Source organism: Alcanivorax sp., assembly GCF_040119285.1.
Lineage (GTDB): Bacteria > Pseudomonadota > Gammaproteobacteria > Pseudomonadales > Alcanivoracaceae > Alcanivorax.
In genome coordinates, this window is the sequence record NZ_JBEDTY010000032.1 from 106,636 (window position 1) to 121,933 (window position 15,298).

The window sequence follows — 15,298 nt, forward strand, 5'->3', positions numbered from 1 at the left end:
GGCGTTGTCAGCCATTACTGCACAAGGTTGAACTTAGTCTTGCCATTTGCGTAACACCAGGCTGGCATTGGTGCCACCGAAACCAAAGCTGTTGCTCAGTACGGTGGTGGGGCCGCTATCTTTGCCTTTCACGAGTACCGGCATGCCTTCGGCTTTTTCATCCAGTGTTTGAATATTGGCACTGATGGCAGTGAAGTCGTTCTGCATCATCAGCATGCAGTAAATCGCTTCCTGCACCCCGGCTGCGCCCAGGCTGTGGCCGGACAGGCTCTTGGTGGAGCCTATCGAGGGGCACTGATCTGCAAACACTTCGCGGATAGCTTTCAGCTCGGCCACGTCTCCCACGGGTGTGCTGGTGCCGTGGGCGTTGATGTAATCAATGGAACCCTCCACCGTGGCCAGTGCTTGACGCATGCAGCGTGCCGCGCCTTCGCCATTGGGAGCGACCATGTCATGGCCATCGCTGGTGGCGCCGTAGCCCAGCACTTCCGCATAAATGGTCGCGCCACGGGCCTTGGCGTGCTCCAGTTCTTCCACTACCACCATACCGCCGCCGCCGGCGATCACGAAGCCGTCACGGGTGGCATCGTAGGCGCGGGACGCCTGTTCGGGAGTGTCGTTGTACTTGCTGGACAGGGCCCCCATACCATCAAACAAGCAGCTCAGGGTCCAGTGTTCTTCTTCGCCACCGCCGGCAAATACCACATCCTGTTTGCCCAGTTGAATCTGCTCTACGGCGTTGCCAATACAGTGGGCGCTGGTCGCACAGGCAGAAGCGATGGAGTAGTTCACCCCTTTGATCTTAAACGGTGTGGCCAGGCATGCCGAGACGGTTGAGGCCATCACCCGGGGCACCATGTAGGGGCCAACCCGCTTTACGCCGCGGTTGCGGGCGATGTCGGCGGCTTCCACCTGATTAAAGGAGGAATGGCCACCGGAGCCGGCGATCAGGCCGGTGCGCTCATTGCTGACCTGTTCGTCGCTGAGCCCGGAGTCAGTAATCGCATTCTGCATGGCCACGTAGGCATAGGCGGCCGCATCACCCATGAAGCGGCGTGGCTTACGGTCGATAAAATCATCAAGCTGGATGTCGGGAGTGCCCGCTATTTGGCTGCGCATGCCGATTTCCTTGTATTGCTCTTTAAAGCGAATACCGGAACGGCCTTCACGCAATGAACGGGTGACGCTGTCAGCGTCGTTGCCTAGACAGGAAACTATGCCCATCCCTGTGATTACTACGCGGCGCATGAATCGCTCCTAAAAACCATCGGTAGAAGTGAACAAGCCAACTTTCAGATCGTCGGCCTGATAGATGTCTTTTCCGTCCACGGATACGGTGGCATCCGCCAAGCCCAGTACCAGCTTGCGGGAAATGACCCGTTTCAGGTCGATTCGATAAGTCAGCTTCTTGGCGGTTGGCAAAACCTGGCCGGAAAACTTCACGTTACCCACGCCCAGTGCACGGCCTCGGCCCGGGTTACCTACCCAGCCCAGGAAAAAACCGAGCAGCTGCCAGGTGGCATCCAGGCCCAAGCAACCGGGCATCACCGGGTCGCTTTCAAAATGGCAATCAAAGAACCAAAGGTCTGGGTGGATATCGAGTTCGGCGATGATTTCCCCTTTGCCGTATTTGCCACCCTGGTCGCTGATATGGGTGATACGGTCCATCATCAGCATGTTGGGTAAAGGTAGTCGCGCATTACCGGGGCCAAAGAGTTCCCCGTGCGCGCAGGCGAGAAGATCCTCGCGGGTATAAGAAGATTTCTGTGTTGTCGTAGTGCTCAAAGTCTTACTCCATGCAGGCCAGGGCGACGCATTTTGAGTATATGGATTATTTGTGACGTTTTATCTTCAGCGCGGTGACACACTGTCATGTTCCAGCTGATAGTAGCAAAGCAAAGTGAAAGCATACGAATAGCAACCGTCTCAAAATATGTCTTGGCATCGTTTTACCGAAAATGACCGATGAACGGAGCCTGATCACGGCTGTCTAGTCTCGTTGAGGGGATCGTTTCATTGCGGCAGAGCCACGGACTTGCAATTGCCGGACCATCTACCGATGCTATGCGCGCCGGATCGCGCCAAAGCAGCCTCCGGCCGCCCTTTGACCAGTCAGAATCGCATGTTGTTCATCCAGTCGTGTATCTAGTCGTATAAGTAAGGAGCTCTCGTGGCGGCAGAAATCGGGCATCTCTCTCTGTGGTTGGCACTGGCCGCAGCATTGTGTCTATCAGTGTTCCCGCTGATTGGCGTTTACCGCAACTTGCCCGCTTGGCAGTGGTACGCTCGACCGTTGGCCTGGATCCAATGGCTGGCAATGACCATCGCCATGGTGGCGTTAGGTTATTGCTTCTACATCAATGATTTCTCGGTGACCTATGTGGCCGGCCACAGTAACTCGGCATTGCCGCTGGCGTACCGGTTGTCCGCCATTTGGGGCGGCCATGAAGGATCCCTGTTGTTGTGGGGCTGGATGCTGTCCGGCTGGGCCGCCATGGTCGGGCTGCTGAGTCGCAGTGTGCCGTTGCCCATGGTGAGCCGGGTGCTGTCTGTCATGGGCATGATTGCCGTGGGTTTTATGTTGTTCATGCTGCTCACGTCCAACCCTTTCGATCGAAACCTGCCCTGGTTTCCGCTTGATGGCGCTGACCTGAACCCGTTGTTACAGGATCCGGGGCTGATCATTCACCCGCCGATGCTTTATATGGGCTACGTGGGCTTTGCCGTGGCGTTTGCATTTGCCGTGGCGGGGTTGCTGATGGGCAACCTGGATCCTGCCTGGGCCCGCTGGGCGCGGCCGTGGACCACGGTAGCGTGGAGCTTCCTGACGGTGGGCATCGCGCTGGGCTCCTGGTGGGCCTATTACGAGTTGGGCTGGGGCGGCTGGTGGTTCTGGGACCCGGTGGAAAACGCTTCCTTGTTGCCATGGTTAGCCGGGACCGCGCTCATTCACTCTTTAGCGGTGAGTGAGAAACGCAATATGTTCCGTGCCTGGACCGTGTTGCTGGCGATCATTACGTTTTCCTTGAGCCTGCTGGGTACCTTCTTGGTGCGCTCGGGGGTGCTGACGTCAGTTCATGCCTTTGCCAATGATCCGGCACGGGGGGCCTTTATCCTGGGTTTCCTTATCGTCGTCGCCGGGGGGGCGTTAACGTTGTTTAGTCTGCGTGCGTCATCGTTGCGCAGCAATACCGGGTTCAAACCGGTATCCCGGGAAGCTTTCCTGTTGGGTAATAACCTGATTTTGCTAACCGCCACCTCCGTGGTGTTGATGGGGACGCTATTTCCCCTGATTGGCGAAGCGCTGGACATGAAAATCTCCATCCGCAGCCCATACTTCAATGGTTTCTTTGTGCCGTTGGCGCTGGTGTTGATTCTATTGATGGTGCCGGGGGTGTTCAGTAACTGGAAACGTCAGGACGGCAATACCTTGCTTAAACGCATGGCCCTGTTGGCTCCTGCTGCGATCATTGCGGGATGGTTCGGCTCTCGATTGCCCGATCCAAGCCCCTGGCAGGGCGTTTTGGCCATCATGCTGGCTTTGTTCCTGGTTTTTGCTCATATAGATGATGTAATCCGCCGGGCTAGCGCTTACCAGCAAGGTTTCGTTACGGGTTTGGGTAAGCTGGGGCGCGGTTACTGGGGCATGGTGTTCGCTCATTGTGGTTTGGCGGTGTTGATCGCCGGTATTACATTGGTGAGCTTCCATGAGGTGGAGCGGGACATTCGTATGGGGCCGGGCGATACGGCTGAACTGGGCCATTACACCTTTGTGTTCGACAGCTTGGATAAATACAGCGGGCCCAACTTTGACGCCACCCGCGGCCATTTTCATGTCAGCCATGACGGGGACCCGGTGGCGGTGATGCACCCGGAAAAACGGACTTATCACGCCAGTGGCCAGGTAATGACAGAAGCGGCGATTGATGCTGGTTTCTGGCGCGACCTCTATGTGGCGCTAGGTGAGCCCTTGGATAACAGCGATGCTTGGGCTGTGCGTATTTATTTCAAACCGGGAATTCGGTGGATCTGGCTGGGCGCATTGATTATGGCCCTTGGCGGCGCGCTGGCATTGACGGACAAACGTTATCGGCGCAACCGTTTTGCCACCAATGACGCAGGAGTGGCCAATGAAAGCTAATTCTCCCTGGGTGTTTTTGCCCTTGGCCGGGTTTGTGTTGCTAGCGGTGCTGTTGGCCAGTGGCTTGGGGCGCGATCCACAGGAACTGCCTTCTGCCCTAGTGGGCAAGCCAGTGCCATCATTTTCCCTGTCGTCGCTGCTGACCGAAGAAACCTACACGGAAGACTCTTTGAAAGGGCGCTGGCAGTTACTCAATGTATGGGCTACTTGGTGCCCGACTTGCCATATTGAACATCCCTATTTGCTGGAGCTGGCCGCTCGGGGCGTGGCCATTGCCGGTTTGAATTATAAAGACGAGCTGCCCGCTGCCCGCCAGTATTTGGCCAACCTGGGGAATCCATTTACCCACGTCATTGTCGATGCGGATGGTCAGCTGGGCCTGGATTTAGGGGTGTACGGTGCCCCGGAAACTTTTTTGATTAACCCGGCTGGCGAGATCGTATTGCGCCATGCGGGTGATTTGAATGCCCGTGTTTGGGAAGAAAAATTCCTGCCGTTACTGCCCGCTCAGGCGGGGCAGGGCAAGGGGGGCCAATAATGCTACGTATTGTCTTGTTGCTCACCTTGTCCATGTCAGCTTTTGCCGCTATCGATGTTTACCAGTTCGATAATCAGCAGCAGGAGCAGCGTTTTCGTATCCTTTCAGAAGAGCTGCGTTGCCCGAAATGTCAGAACCAAAGCATCGCCGATTCGGATGCGGGTATCGCCCAGGACATGCGTACGCGGGTGCATACCATGATTCTGGAAGGCAAGAGCGATGAACAGATCGTTGATTATTTTGTTTCCCGCTATGGAGACTTTGTCAGCTATCGGCCACCAGTGAATGCCGGCACCTCAATCCTGTGGTTAGGGCCAATACTGTTATTGCTGGGCGGTGCCGTTTTGATCGTGTTGTTGCTGCGAAAAGCCAGCCGTAAGGCCGCACTGGAAGAACAGAAATTGCAGAATAAAGAGCCGGGAGAGGGAACAAAATGATGTTGTGGGTGATGTCGCTGGTTCTGTTACTGATATTGGCTGCCATGCTGTGGTTGATGTGGCGGAGTGAAGCCCACAAGGCCGGCAAAAACATGTCCGGGGCTTTGGGGATTCCATTGGTGATGGTGATTTTGGCGGGTGCTGGCTACGGATTAATCGGGCTAAATGAGCACACTGGCACCTGGTTAACGCATAAGCAGCAATACGGTGATGTTGCGCAGCAAATCATTGCCGGCCAACCACCGGAGAAGGCGGCCTCGGAAGTGCCCGCTGGCGCTCTGGTGCGGGTTCTTCAGTCTGAACTTTCGCAAACGCCCTCTGACGTGGGCTGGTATGCATTGGGGGCCCTGTATGACCAGCTAGGCGCGCCGGTACAAACCGAGGAAGCCGCTCGTAAGGCTCTGCAGCTCAACCCGGAGAATGCCGCCATGCATCTATTACTGGCTCGGGCACTGATCGAAAAGAATGAGGCACGACTAACTGATCCCGCTTTGGATGAGATTCGCTGGGTACTGGATCGTGAACCGAATCATGATGGTGCCTGGATGCTTTTGGCCATGTCGGCCGATCGAGCTGGTCGTTACGCGTTGGCGGAACAGGCTTGGGCGTCGTTGCTGTCGCGGCACAGTGCAGGTGAAACGGCAGACCTGTTGCAGCGGGGTTTGAACCGAGCCCGGGAGCAGAAACAGCGAGAAAACGTTTTCGCCAACCTTGGCGCTACCGTGAACGGTGAAGGTCTGCCGGCAGGAGGCACGTTGTTTGTGTTTCTTCGCAAGGCGGGCAGTGCCGGGCAGCCGCTTGCTGCCCGGCGTAAGGTCGTCCCTCATTTCCCCATTACGGTGGAGCTGACGGCGGCCAACTGGCTGCAGAGCTACCCGGATGCACAGGATGATATTGTTATTGGTGCCCGCTATACGCCCGCACCCGGGGCCTCGGTGAATCAGGCGGCGATTATCGCCGAGCCGGTCCCCCTCTCGCTTCCCCAGGCGCAGCCTGTGAGCTTGCATTTGTCCCGCCAGCAATAGGGCCTGCCGACAGGTACTGTTACCTACGTAGCAGTGCCAGTCCCTTGTGGTGAAGAAGGCCTCAAGGTAAAGTTGCACCCCTTCGGGGGCAGGGTTCCTCTGATTTGTGCATCCATACGCTCGAACAGTGCGCCAGTTGAGGCCGTCTGTGGCAGCCATGTGCTCCCGCTGGGATGGCTCTGGGCCGTACCAGACATCAAAGGTTCCGGTGGCGTAGGTGAATAAATCAGAGGTACTTTAGCCTCTTCTGACGACAGTAAGATGGAGAATCCTATGCGTGTCATCCTGCTTGGTGCCCCCGGTGCGGGCAAGGGCACCCAGGCGCAGTTCATCAAGGAACAGTTCAATATTCCTCAGATTTCCACCGGTGACATGCTGCGCGCTGCGGTCAAAGCAGGCACTCCACTGGGCCTGGAAGCCAAAAAAGTGATGGATGCGGGGGGGTTGGTCTCTGACGATATCATCCTCGGCTTGGTCAAAGAGCGCATTACCGAAGATGATTGTGCGAATGGCTTCCTGTTCGATGGCTTCCCGCGCACTATCCCACAGGCGCAATCGCTAGTGGATCAGGGCGTTGATATCGACTTTGTGGTGGAAATTGATGTCGATGATGAAGAAATCATTGAACGCTTGAGCGGGCGCCGTGTTCACCCGGCTTCTGGCCGTGTGTACCACACTAAGTACAATCCGCCTAAAGTCGAAGGCAAAGACGATGTGACCGGTGATGAGCTGGTTCAGCGTGATGACGACCAAGAAGAGACCGTTCGTAAGCGGCTAGAGGTTTACCAAGCCCAGACGCGTCCCCTGGTGGACTTCTATCAAGACCTGGCCAAGCAACAGGGCAAGTCCAGCGCTCCGAGCTATGTGCGCGTTGCGGGGGTTGGCTCGGTGGAAGATATCCGTGATCGCGTGTTGTCAGCCTTGAAAGACTAATCGTCGACGTTTTGGGTTGATGATAAAAAACGGGAAGCTTTGGCTTCCCGTTTTTTGTTGGTCGCCGGTGACGGGCAAGAGATGGCGCTTCTTGTGCTCATACCTGATCTAGTCTAGCCCCGGAATATTTTCCTTATCTGTCCGTACTTGCCTTGGGGCGATCGCTTTGGGTATTACACCGTGTGCATTCTCCCTGTAAATCCCTTAGGTGGGGGCCTATGTGGAACGGGATGCCTCTGGGAGCCTTTAAAAACTCCTTGCAGGCTCAGACCTGTCAGGCGGCGGCCCCTTCCCCCTTTGCGAAGGTAAAGAGAGAGCATTTTTGAAGCCATGCTGTTTGCTTGTCGCGGCTTACGCCTTCAAAGAACGACAATAACGAGTGCCGGCGAGCCTGTCCGTCGAGAACTCTTATATTTGCGATAAAAACACCACCTCCCAAAAAACACCGAAAGAAAGGGTTTAAGTACTCGCCAGCGGCGCTGTTCAACGCAATATGTTTCATGAAAACGTGACGACGCACAATTGCGTCTTGATGCTGCTAGCAGCGCTAACATTGCCTTTTAGATGAGTGAAGAGTGAACGGCACTTCCCGGCAAAGGGTTAAGGGGTTTTCCAGAGACTCCCTGGTCATATTTGTCAGATTCTAATGGTTCTACTCAATTGAAAAGGATCAGCCTGGTGAATAATGGCCCGGTATCGATCCGATGCTCTGCTGTTTTAAGCCATGTATGGGCATGGTTTCTTTAACGATGGGGTTCGTTATCGGTATGCCGGCTTGCCATGATTTTATTCAAGGGCGCCTTTAAGCAGCAGTTTTCTGTGCCGCTGTACGGTGCAAAATTTTGTTGAGCTCTCGAATGAGTGCAGAAAAAGGACAAAATATTACTCCAGGAAGATTCAATGTTTCGCTGAATCAGAAATTAATCCCCCTGGAAAAATAAAATTCAGAAGCGATAAAAGAAGAAAGAAAATAAAAAATGGATGCGAGTGACAGTGAAAAAATCAGAAAAATAAAGTGGACATATTAAATAATGTACCAACTGATTTTTTTTTATGCTATTTTCCACCTGTCGCAGTACGAATGACAACGCCATAGCTTAGGAGATCAATCATGGCTAAAGCAAAGAAAGCCGCCGCGAAAAAAACTGCGGCCCGTAAACCCGCAACGAAGAAAGCAGCTGTTGCAAAAGCACCAACCGTTCCCAAATCAGTAACCAACGCTGAAGACAAGGTTAAACTGCAGGGCAAGGCGGTGGCTCAGGCAGAAAATAAAGTCACGCAGTCACAAACCAAACTGGATAAGCACCGTACTAAGGTCGACGCCGAAAATGCCAAGCTGTCGAAGCTGCGTGCTGATGTTGCTGCCAAGCGCGAAAAAGCGCAAAAGACTTCTACTGCCGCTTCCAAGCGGGCCGTTGATACCGCCCGTGGCCGAATGAATACCGCTCGGCTGAAGCTTCAGGATATTCGTGGCGAAGCGAAACTGATCCGTGCTGAAATTCAAGCTGCGAAAAAAGTTGTCGCCCGCGAAGTGAAGAAAATGCGTACTGCTGAGCGTAATCTGAAAGCGAAGCTGCGCGACCACGAACGCAAGCTGGCCAAAAAAGCCAAAGCTGAACAGAAAAAAGCTGAGCAGAAGGCGAAAGCGGTTGCCCGCAAAGCGGCAGCGAAAGCCAAGCGTGTAGCTAAGAAAGCGCCTGCCAAAAAAGCCGCAACAAAGAAGGCTGCGACTAAAACGGCGCCAGCTAAAAAAACCACGGCTCGTAAAGCGCCAGCCAAGAAGGCTGCAGCGAAGCGCACACCGGTCGAGAAAAAGTCTTCCTAATACCTCAAGAAACGTTACGAAGGGCGAAAGCCCAGCAGTGAGGGTGCTTTCTACCCCACTGCTTAGAGGTAAATCAAAAAGCCTGAACTGAACCGGTTACAAGGATTCTGCGAAGAAACGTTGTAACCAGGGGTTTGGGCTTTTTCACATAGTAACGCTGCGTTTCACCCGCTGCTCGAGCCCTTATCGAGACAGTATTTCTAACTCCGCGCCCGAGAACACCATTCTGGTGAGGCGCTGGTATCGGCAAATCGCTGTGACAAGTCCATTGGTGTGACGTGACGAGGTTGCATATTCGGGCGACAAGGTCTGTGCGACATACCGTCGCATCTAGAGAACCTTGACTCGAATAAACCCGTTGCTCACCGGACCCCGCAAGAAACAGCCCACCGAACGTTAACGCCCTGTTCTATAGCCCCCCAATCAGTGCCTGGGTCTGCCAGCCTAGTGATAGGCTAGAACTACAGGATTGGCGCAAGCCTGCGAAGCGGTGCGAGTAGGCGCTATGGCGCCCCGCCGCCCCGCCGCTGGTAGAGCCACTACGAGCGGAACGTGACGGTCGCACGCCAGGTAAATCGGCGGCACTGACCTCGGATCACGAGCGCATCCAGACGTTAAAGACTTTGCTTCGCAAGTTGGCACGGGTGAAAGAGATCATAAAAAGATTACGCTAGATTCAATTGGTCAGTGCAACATAGTTCACTCGGTGACTACCGAGGCTTTCAGCGTGTGTCGCAGCAGCTAGTACTACCAGTGTCAGCACCAGTGTCAGCAGCACCAAGCGGTTGACGCTGAGCGCCTGCGCTTCAGGGAGTGGAAGGGATTCACGAAGAGCGCCGAGGTGCGGTGGGTGCGAGAATAGTATCGGCCATGCTGAAATGGAAAGTGAGCGAGTCGGTCACTATAAAGCGGCTTAGTTGATGGCGGAGCCGCTAGCCTGTGCATCGCTATAAAAGTATTGGGCGGTGAAGTCATGGCCGTTCCCAACCCCCTTGAGTAGAGAGGTTACGGGAACCGTTCCAGTGGAGGGTGGTCAGCGATGAGGCCAACATCTGGGCGACACCCGCTGGCTCTACCTTGCGGTGATGTTCATTTGTATGCTCGAAGGGCGGTGGGTTGAACAATGTCAGAGGTGTGCTGATTTATGTAAACCAGTATTAAAACCACGTTAGCCCGCACAGTACTAATCGGTATCAACCACCCAAAGCACAAGAAAACGCTGCAGCCTTGAAAACCCTCGAGGAAGTATTCAAGGCCACTCAAACACGACACATTGCCTTCAACATCATCTCCCCCTTCCTAATCCGCCCGTAATGAACTGCCCTAGCAGAGGGATACTTGGCCGCCACACTCATGAAGGCAGCTCTACCGCGATGCGGTACTGTGAATGAACCCAACAGCACAGGCTGTTAGTGATGCCTGTACGAACCTAAATAAGGCATTTATGCAGGCATTTTGAGCACCAATAGCGCGCAGTTAGCCTGCTGGCGTGCACGCATACAGGGCCTTAGCTCGCTTTCTTGCACAGCTCGGCCAGTTTCTGATCTAGCATATTCAGAATATGGCGGCGGCTGATTACCCCCACCACCTTGTTGGCGGCATTCACCACCGGATAGATTTTCGGCTTGGCGTTCAGCATCTGCTGCGCCAGGCTCAATACATCGTCGTTCAGCGATACCGTCAGTACCTCGCTTTTCATTAGGTCTCTCACCGTTGCTACGCGCTGGTTGTGATACACCACCTGCAGGGCCGCCTGCAGGCATTCGCGCTCACTAATCCAGCCCACCAGCGTCCCCGCGTTATCGGTAACGGGGCTGCCCAGCATATCCAGTTTGATCAGATTGCTGGAGGCTTCCACCACCGGCATCTCCGGGCGGATAGTCGCGAAACGGGTGCACATCAAGTCCTTGATCGATACAGAATCCATGGGGCTTACCTCTTGCTCGGGTCAGGTACCACAAAGGGTTAAAGCCAGCGATGGGCTGGCCACTGAGCAAGATACTGCGGGAACCATGCCAACTATTGGATTTAGCAGGAGCCGCTCTGGAGTCGCGAACGCCCCCGTCAGCCTATTGTTCCCCAGAAACACATCCCGCAAACCTGTTCATTTATTTACACCCCACGATTATGTAGATTCGAACTGGAGCGCAAGCCAGCAGCCACGACACTGCCCTGTTCGGCTGCCTGATCCAAACGAGTCAATGATAATAAGCCCCAATGCCACCCGGCAGGCGTATAACAACAGGGCGCACTGTTAGCGTAGGCTTGCCGGGGCAGGATTGGACCAAGCAACGGAGGCAAGTATGCCTGTGAAGAAGGTTGGCTGGCGGGATCTGGCCAAAGGGGTGCGGTACATTGTGCCGCCATTGCTGGATATTCAGCGCAGTAACCTGTTGCGCCTGGCCGGGTTGCGGCCCACCAGCAAGCAGTCCATTGGCAAGGTTATCGAATACTGGGCCAGCCGTACCCCGCACAACATCGCCTTGCGGTTCGAGGATCAGCAATGGACCTACGCGCAATTTAACGCCTGGGCCAACCGCCTGGCCGCCTGCTGGCGGGAGCAGGGTGTGGGCGCCGGAGACACTGTCGCAATCATGATGGAAAACCGGCCTGAGGCGTTGGCTTGTGTGGCGGCTACCGTCAAATTGGGCGCCATCGCGGCCATGCTCAACCACAACCAGAGTGGCGAAGTGCTGGAGCACAGTATTCAGCTGGTGAAGCCGCGGTTATTGGTGCTCAGTGCGGAATGTGAAGCGGCCCTGGCCACCACCCGCTTTACTCCAACGCCAAGCGCGCCGAACACCTCGCCGCCCGCTTCATCGATTGGCTACCTGTGGCACGGTGGCGACCAGGGGCAGCCTGCGCCACCGGGTTGGCTGGATCTGCACGAACACACCCGCCGGCAATCGCAAGCCAACCCGCCCAGCACTTGCCGAGTGCGCGCCGAGCAGCCGTGTTTTTCCATCTTTACCTCCGGCACCACCGGCTTACCCAAGGCCTCGGTGATGACACATTATCGCTGGCTGGCCGCCATGGCGGGTATGGGCGGCTTGGCCTTGGGCATCCGCCGTAAAGAGGTGTTCTATTGCTGCCTGCCGCTGTACCACAACAATGCGCTTACTGTGGCCTGGGGCTCGGTATTATCCATGGGCGCCACCCTGGCACTGGATCGCAAATTCAGTGCCTCGCAGTTCTGGGAGCGGGTGCGCCATTACGACGCCACCGCGTTTTGTTATATCGGTGAGCTGCTCCGTTACCTGCTCAATGTGCCGCCCAGCCACATGGACCGTCAGCACCGTATCCGATTAATCACCGGCAACGGGCTGCGCCCGGAAATCTGGGAGCCCTTCGAGCAGCGTTTTGGCATCCACCGTATCTATGAGTTTTACGGTGCCAGTGAATCTAATATCGGGTTTATCAACCTCTTTGGTGTGGCCCAGACTGCGGGGTTTACTCCGCTGCCTTTCGCCATCGTCGAATTCGACAATGACACCGAAACCCCGCGCCGTAACCGTGATGGGTTTATGCAGCGCATCCCCAAGGGTGGGGTTGGCCTTTTGATTAGCGAAGTGACCTCACGGCGGCCCTTCGATGGGTATACCGACCCTGCTGCCGGGGAAAAAAAGTTGCTGCGCGATGTCTTCAAGAAAGGCGACTGCTGGTTCGATTCTGGTGATCTGGTGCGTGACCAGGGCTTGCGCCACATTCAGTTTGTCGACCGGGTAGGCGATACCTTCCGCTGGAAAGGGGAGAACGTGGCCGCCGGCGAAGTGGAAGGGGCCATGGCTCAACACTCGGATATTGATCATGGTGTGGTGTACGGGGTCAGCATTCCCGGCTGCGATGGCCGCGCAGGGATGGCGGCGATTACGCTCAGCCCGGGCGTCGCCCTCAATGGCCGGGGCCTGGCACAGCATTTGAGCCATATGCTGCCGGCCTATGCGGTGCCCCTGTTTCTGCGCATCCGTGATCACCAGGAAACCACAGGCACCTTCAAATACCGCAAGGTAACGCTGAAAAAACAAGGTTTTGCGCCCGATCAAGTGGCCGAACCCGTGTATGTACTGCTGGATAACCAGCGCGGTTACCAACCGCTGACGCCCCAGCTATACCGGCAAATACAACAAGGCGAGATACGCCTGTAAGCCCAGCGAGAGCGGGTTGGCACAGGCCTGTTAGCGGGCCGCGCTGCGCGGCCGCCACCGCAAGAATGGCCCAAGCAGAGAGCAGCAGAAAGGGGGCCGGGCGGTGTAATTTGACGGTAATCAGGAATGGGGCATATTGAGCAGGCATGGCATTGAAATAGCAGTATGGTGGAAATGGAATATCTGACTCCGGAGAGGTGGAATGGATTTTAAGGACTACTACGCCCTGCTCGGGGTGGAGCCAGACGCCGACGCGGCCGCCATCAAGACGGCCTACCGCCGGCTGGCCCGCAAGTATCACCCGGATATCAGCAAGGAAAAGGACGCCGAAGCCAAGTTCAAGGACGTGGCTGAGGCTTGGCAGGTGCTCAAAGATCCAGATAAACGCGCCGATTACGACCAGCTACGGGCTTTGCGAAACCAGCAAGGCGATGGCGGTTCGTTTCAGCCGCCCCCCGGGTGGCAGCCGTCGGGCGGCGGCTTTGACCCGGCCGATGCGGGCTTTTCTGACTTCTTCGAATCCCTGTTCACCGGCGCCCGCCAGGCCCGTGGCGGGCAGGCCCCGTCGCGGCGTGGTGAAGATGTGGAAATCGAGCTGCCCATTTTTCTGGAAGACACGATCAGCAGCGAATCCAAATCCGTTTCCTACCGGCTGCCGGAATACGACCAGTACGGCCAGGTGGTCGGCGAAAAGAGCAAAGCCCTGAACGTGAAAATTCCGGCCGGGGTAACCGGCGGTGAGCGTATTCGGCTGAAAGGGCAGGGTATTGCCGGTATCGGTAACGCCCCCGCGGGCGACGTGTACCTGCGCATTCGCCTGGTGCCGCATCCCTTGTTCGATGTGGAAGGCCACAACCTGATCGTCACCGTACCGGTGGCGCCCTGGGAAGTGGCGCTGGGGGCGAAAATTGAAGTGCCCACCCTCACCGGCGCAGTACAGATGACCATCCCGGCACACAGCCAGAACGGCAAGAAGCTGCGTATTCCTGGTAAAGGGCTGCCCAGCAAGACAGGGAAGGGCGACCTGATTGCCGTGCTAAAAGTAGTCATGCCCGATGCCACCGGCGAAGACATTGACGCGCTGTGGCAACAACTGGCCGACAAGGCAAGCTTCGATCCACGTGCACAATGGAGACGGTAATTATGGCCTCTCAATTAAGAATCACGGTATGCAGTAACGACATTTGCCAACGGGTGCAGATATCAGAGCAGGATCTCATCGACATCGTCAGCCTCGGCATTATCGAACCCCAGGATAGGCAGGCCCGCGAATGGCAATTCGACGATGCCGTGCTCGCCGAAATCGCCCGCGCTAACCGCTTGCGGCGGGACCTTGAGATCAACTGGGAGGGCGTGGCTCTGGCCCTGGAATTGCTCGATGAAGTGCAGGCGCTACGCCGGGAAAACCATGCGCTGCTGCGGCGGCTAAAACGATTCGAGGCGTAACTCCCAATGGCGCTTTCGCCACCAGGCTGGGCGCCTTTTTCTCTTTGTTGCAGCGCCACTAAAGGGAGGCCTCTGCGTTCCCTCTCGTGGAAAAACAAACCTCCTGAAGCCTATTCATTTCTTTGCGCCCAAAGAGTGTGTACATTCAAACTGAATCACAATTACCACCATACCAATAACAGCGGCTGGCCAAGATGGCGAGCAAGAAAGCAATGAGGGGCAGGATGCCTTTATTCAGGGGAATGCCTAACCAGAAAGCCTGCGGAGCTACCCCCCAGCAGTGTCGAACCCTTTTCGTGCTGTGCGCACTCCTGTGCTCTCGGTTTGCTCATTCAGCTCTTTTCCTGGGCGTCTCACCCGGTGATTCCTGTCCTGAAATTTATGAAATGGAAATTGACAGGGAGGCGGGGGCTGACTTCCCTCTAGACACGATGCTGGAGTATGAACTTCTGGCGTTTCACCGCGATACCCCGGCTCTTTCTGACGTGACTGGACATCAATGCGGCGCAGACCGTGTCTCTTTGGTTTATTACGGGGTCTGGTTCAATAACGACGAGCGCCAAAAGGTTTTCTTTAAAACTCATCAAGAAGCAATAGAGGCAGAATTTGGGGCGCCATCATTTAATGTTTTTAATCCCGGCTGGATGACGAGGCTCGATTTGTGGCTGGACGGGAAAGAGGATATAGGCGAGAAGCTGCCACTGGTTCACAGGCAGCCAGAAAGAGGCGAGAGGCTCATGCTTCAATACTCCTCCCTGCACGTTGATGGCGAAGCCTATGGGGCAACCATGAGCTGGGAGCGATAGTC

Annotated in this window: 13 protein-coding genes; 10 read left to right on the forward strand and 3 right to left on the reverse strand. The window is 55.8% G+C overall.

The annotated features are described in order from the left end of the window. Window positions 1-33: 33 nt before the first annotated feature. Both fabB and fabA read right to left on the reverse strand, forming a co-directional pair. Window positions 34-1,248: a beta-ketoacyl-ACP synthase I gene (fabB, locus tag ABNH10_RS09980; RefSeq protein WP_349385792.1), complete on the reverse strand. Its 1,215-nt coding sequence runs from the start codon at window positions 1,246-1,248 to the stop codon at window positions 34-36. Window positions 1,249-1,257: 9 nt separating this feature from the next. Further along, window positions 1,258-1,785, reverse strand: a complete 528-nt coding sequence (gene fabA, locus ABNH10_RS09985) for a 3-hydroxyacyl-[acyl-carrier-protein] dehydratase FabA (protein WP_349385793.1) — start codon at window positions 1,783-1,785, stop codon at window positions 1,258-1,260. Between the two features lie 385 nt (window positions 1,786-2,170). On the opposite strand from fabA, the gene ABNH10_RS09990 reads away from it, so the two are divergent. The 6 genes from ABNH10_RS09990 to ABNH10_RS10015 all read left to right on the forward strand — a co-directional run bounded on the left by ABNH10_RS09990 (window position 2,171) and on the right by ABNH10_RS10015 (window position 8,899). Next, window positions 2,171-4,141 carry a heme lyase CcmF/NrfE family subunit gene (locus tag ABNH10_RS09990; protein WP_349385794.1) on the forward strand — a complete coding sequence of 657 codons (1,971 nt, stop codon included), beginning with the start codon at window positions 2,171-2,173 and terminating at the stop codon, window positions 4,139-4,141. Next, window positions 4,131-4,679 carry a DsbE family thiol:disulfide interchange protein gene (locus tag ABNH10_RS09995; RefSeq protein WP_349385795.1) on the forward strand — a complete coding sequence of 183 codons (549 nt, stop codon included), beginning with the start codon at window positions 4,131-4,133 and terminating at the stop codon, window positions 4,677-4,679. The genes ABNH10_RS09990 and ABNH10_RS09995 overlap by 11 nt, the downstream gene beginning before the upstream one ends. Then, window positions 4,679-5,116 carry a cytochrome c-type biogenesis protein gene (locus tag ABNH10_RS10000; RefSeq protein WP_011588122.1) on the forward strand — a complete coding sequence of 146 codons (438 nt, stop codon included), beginning with the start codon at window positions 4,679-4,681 and terminating at the stop codon, window positions 5,114-5,116. Before ABNH10_RS09995 ends, ABNH10_RS10000 begins: the two co-directional genes overlap by 1 nt. Continuing rightward, window positions 5,113-6,141, forward strand: coding sequence for a tetratricopeptide repeat protein (locus tag ABNH10_RS10005; RefSeq protein WP_349385796.1), 1,029 nt, complete (start codon window positions 5,113-5,115; stop codon window positions 6,139-6,141). Before ABNH10_RS10000 ends, ABNH10_RS10005 begins: the two co-directional genes overlap by 4 nt. A 273-nt stretch (window positions 6,142-6,414) precedes the next feature. Beyond that, entirely contained in the window at window positions 6,415-7,074 is a 660-nt protein-coding gene (adk, locus tag ABNH10_RS10010; protein ID WP_349385797.1) for an adenylate kinase, read from the forward strand. 1,111 nt (window positions 7,075-8,185) lie between these two features. Further along, window positions 8,186-8,899: a hypothetical protein gene (locus ABNH10_RS10015; RefSeq protein WP_349385798.1), complete on the forward strand. Its 714-nt coding sequence runs from the start codon at window positions 8,186-8,188 to the stop codon at window positions 8,897-8,899. 1,507 nt (window positions 8,900-10,406) lie between these two features. On the opposite strand, the gene ABNH10_RS10020 is transcribed toward ABNH10_RS10015, so the two are convergent. Further along, on the reverse strand, window positions 10,407-10,826 hold the full coding sequence (locus tag ABNH10_RS10020; protein WP_349385799.1) for a CBS domain-containing protein: 420 nt from the start codon (window positions 10,824-10,826) through the stop codon (window positions 10,407-10,409). Window positions 10,827-11,202: 376 nt separating this feature from the next. Between ABNH10_RS10020 and ABNH10_RS10025 the strand changes: the two genes are divergently transcribed. From ABNH10_RS10025 to ABNH10_RS10040, 4 genes are all read left to right on the forward strand, one after another. Then, window positions 11,203-13,044, forward strand: coding sequence for a long-chain-acyl-CoA synthetase (locus ABNH10_RS10025; protein WP_349385800.1), 1,842 nt, complete (start codon window positions 11,203-11,205; stop codon window positions 13,042-13,044). Window positions 13,045-13,246: 202 nt separating this feature from the next. Next, on the forward strand, window positions 13,247-14,185 hold the full coding sequence (gene cbpA / locus ABNH10_RS10030; protein ID WP_349385801.1) for a curved DNA-binding protein: 939 nt from the start codon (window positions 13,247-13,249) through the stop codon (window positions 14,183-14,185). 2 nt (window positions 14,186-14,187) lie between these two features. Next, window positions 14,188-14,490, forward strand: coding sequence for a chaperone modulator CbpM (locus ABNH10_RS10035; RefSeq protein ID WP_349385802.1), 303 nt, complete (start codon window positions 14,188-14,190; stop codon window positions 14,488-14,490). A gap of 386 nt (window positions 14,491-14,876) precedes the next feature. Beyond that, window positions 14,877-15,296: a hypothetical protein gene (locus tag ABNH10_RS10040; protein WP_349385803.1), complete on the forward strand. Its 420-nt coding sequence runs from the start codon at window positions 14,877-14,879 to the stop codon at window positions 15,294-15,296. Window positions 15,297-15,298 lie beyond the last annotated feature (2 nt).